Raw genomic sequence first — 2,596 nt, forward strand, 5'->3', positions numbered from 1 at the left:
TTCCGATCTGGCGGTCATTCGCTGGTTGCCGTCGAGCTGATCTCCCGCATCGAGCAGGTCTATGGCCGCAAACTGCCTCTGGCGACGCTGTTCCAGGCGCCTGCCGTGGCACAGCTCGCCGAACTGCTGTCTCGCTCCGACTGGCAGGCCTCCTGGCGCAGCCTCGTGGCCATCAATCCGGTCGGCACGGCAACGCCGATGTTCCTCGTGCCCGGCGTGGGCGGCAACGTGCTGATGTTCGGCAAGCTGGCCAAGCTGCTCGGCAACGACCAGCCGGTGTACGGGCTGCAGGCGCGCGGCCTGGATGGCAAGGAGGAGCCCTTCCGCAGCATCGCCGAGATGGCGGGGAGCTACGTCGACGAAATCCGCAGCGCCCGCCCGCATGGCCCCTACCTGATCGGCGGCACCTGCACCGGGGGCGTGATCGCCTACGAGGTCGCGCAGCGCCTGGTCGCGCAGGGCGAGCGGGTCCAGCTCGCGCTGCTGGAGACCTGGCCCCCGGTGGTGGCCCGGGCGCAGAGCTCACCGATGCGCTGGATCTGGCCGGTCAAGTACCTCGCCCTCAAGCTGCTGGGCTACCTGCGCGAGATGGCAGGCATGAACTGGCGCAGGTGGCCGGAGTTCGTGCGTGCCAAGCTGCGCACAGGGCGTGGCCTGCTCGACGTCGGGCTGAAGGGAACGCTGGAAGGCAGCGACTACTACATCGAGAAAGTCGTCAGCGCCACATTGCATGCCGTGGCGAGCTATGAACCCCAGGCCTATCCCGGGGACCTGCTCAACGTCATCGCGATCAAGCGCCCGCTTCCTCCCGGGGCCGTCGATCTTCGACGCGACTGGGAGAAGCTGGCGCAGGGAGAGAGCGAGGCGGCGATGGTTCCGGCGGAGGATTCCGGCCGCCTCTTCATCTCGCCGCACGTGGAGGCCGTCGCCGAGCTTCTGCACGCGCGGATCGGGCGGCTGGGCCAGCCGGGCCGGCCGGATCCGGCCGGCTAGCAGCACCGTGAAGTGCAGGAACGCGCCGTGCCGTCAGTTGCGCGGCGGCGCCGCCCCCGCCAGGGCGGATAGACGCCTGCTGAGGGCCGGTGTGCCGGGAGCGGCCTTCAGGCCCGCCTCCAGAACCTCGCGTGCCTTGGCCGTCGCCCCGGTGTTGCTGTAGTGGTCGGCCAGCCGCGCGTACGGCGGCCAGTAGTCCGGCTTGATGTCGATGGCCTGCTCGAACAGGTAGATCGCCACCGGAAATCGATCCAGCAGAATCAGATTGTCGGCCTTGCGCGTGAGGATCTCCGGCAGCAGCACGAAGTCGCGAGGCGATCGTTCGATGACGTAGTCAAACTCGAGCAGCGCATCGTTCAGGTAGAAGAGCCTGCTCTGCCGGCTGCGCGACAGGAGAACGGCCCGGTTCGTCTTCATCAGGCCGAAGCAATAGTGGTGGATGTGCTCGAAGGTATCGCCCAGCGTGGCACGCCAGGCCTCCGTCTTCTGCCGATCGGCACCACCGGGCACCTTGGCGCGGAAGTAGTGCGTGTACGCACAGTACGGCGGCAGCATCGCCACTTCACGCGGATCGAATGAATCGATCGTGTCGGGGTAGCCTGGGATCGGGGCCTGGCACCAGCCGGTGAGGCTGGCACTCGACAGTGCCATGACGACGAGCGCACGCCGAAGGCTGCGAGCGCGCTCGGGGCGACTGCTGTTCAAGTTTCGTCTCTCCTGTTCATCGGCACGTTCACCATGGTCCGCCTCCAGCGGCGGCCCGACATCTTGCCTGCGGATTCGCTTCTGACAGACAAGTTCGCGTACTCGTTCCGCCGGCTTCCACCTCATTCAAGGGGGGAATAATTCATGACCCGATGCCCGTGGGGGGCGCAGCGATGATGCCAGCTGCCAGAATCCGGGCTCTTGCCGGTCGACGACCAATCAGTCACGCAGCGGCCATCGAATCGTTGCCGCTTCACAGTGAGCCCCATGCCAGCGACCATCTCCGTCTACGAATCGTTCGACGCGATACCCGACGCGGTCCGATCGGCATTATCGTTCCCTGGCCAGCCCAACTTCTTCCTCTCGCTCGACTGGTTCGAGCTGTTGCAGACCACCGCGATGGCCGACACCGTGCGGCCCCGCATCTATGTGCTCGGCGACACCGACGGCGGCGTCCAGGCCGCGCTGTTCTGCTGCCGCCCGCAACGCGCCGGCCGGCGCGAACTGCGCAGCCTGAGCAACTTTTACACGATCGAGTTCGATGTCAGCGTCGTCGGCGCCGGCATGTCGCCGGCCCTGGCACGTGAGACGCTGGTGCGTCACATCGCGAGCGAATCGCCCCGCTGGGACACCGTCAACATGGCACTGGCCAGGACCGAGGCGTCGGGCCAGCCCGGCTTCGCGCAAGCCCTGGCCCTCAACGGCTTCGCCGCACACCCGTACTTCCAGTACGAGAACTGGACCCATGCGACGCAGGGCCAGCGGTTCGACGCCTACTACCAGGAGCGCCCTTCGCAGGTTCGCAACACGATCCAACGCCGGCAGAAGAAGCTCGACAAGGCGCACCGGAGCGAGATCACCGTCACGCGAGGCGTCGATGCGGGACTGGACGATGCGG

At 66.9% G+C, this 2,596-nt stretch carries 3 protein-coding genes; 2 read left to right on the forward strand and 1 reads right to left on the reverse strand.

The window, feature by feature from the left end:
* Positions 1-993: thioesterase domain-containing protein (locus AB7U92_RS25680; protein WP_428583467.1), on the forward strand; the 993-nt coding region annotated here is incomplete at its 5' end.
* A 33-nt stretch (positions 994-1,026) separates the two neighbouring features.
* Here the strand turns inward: AB7U92_RS25680 and AB7U92_RS25685 are convergent.
* Entirely contained in the window at positions 1,027-1,824 is a 798-nt protein-coding gene (locus tag AB7U92_RS25685) for a tetratricopeptide repeat protein (protein ID WP_428583469.1), read from the reverse strand.
* A 75-nt stretch (positions 1,825-1,899) separates the two neighbouring features.
* Between AB7U92_RS25685 and AB7U92_RS25690 the strand changes: the two genes are divergently transcribed.
* Positions 1,900-2,596: hypothetical protein (locus AB7U92_RS25690; protein WP_428583471.1), on the forward strand; the 697-nt coding region annotated here is incomplete at its 3' end.

Source organism: Piscinibacter sp., assembly GCF_050175855.1.
In the GTDB taxonomy this organism is placed as follows: domain Bacteria; phylum Pseudomonadota; class Gammaproteobacteria; order Burkholderiales; family Burkholderiaceae_C; genus Piscinibacter.

Excerpts from the sequence above, each read along its gene's own strand:
- AB7U92_RS25685 (WP_428583469.1), bottom strand. The coding sequence starts at position 1,824 with ATGAGGTGGAAGCCGGCGGAACGAGTACGCGAACTTGTCTGTCAGAAG.